The sequence below is a fragment of the Microbacterium sp. KNMS genome (assembly GCF_053851835.1).
Map to the genome: position 1 here is coordinate 1 of NZ_JBSQBP010000128.1, position 263 is coordinate 263.

Here is a 263-nt window from a genome sequence, read left to right on the forward strand (position 1 = left end):
TCTCTGAGCAGCGCCGCGCAGGCCGCCCGACGGAGGTCCCCATGCGAATCCTGTCCCTTGCCACCCTGCTCACCGCCGCGCTGCTGGCCGGGGGCTGCGCGTCCACGTTCCAGCTCGACAACGACGTGCGCAGCTTTTCCAGCCTGCCCGCCGTGCCGGCCAACCCGGCCTACCGCTTCGAGCGGCTGCCGTCGCAGCAGAACCCGCAGCAGGCCCAGATCGAAGCCTGGGCCGATCCGGCCCTGTTCCGCGCGGGCCTGAGG

1 protein-coding gene is annotated in these 263 nt (G+C 72.6%); it reads left to right on the plus strand.

Translation table 11 applies throughout. The annotated features are described in order from the left end of the window. Positions 1–41 precede the first annotated feature (41 nt). On the plus strand, positions 42–263 hold a 222-nt coding region (locus ACWXWW_RS18115), incomplete at its 3' end, for a hypothetical protein (protein ID WP_455971412.1).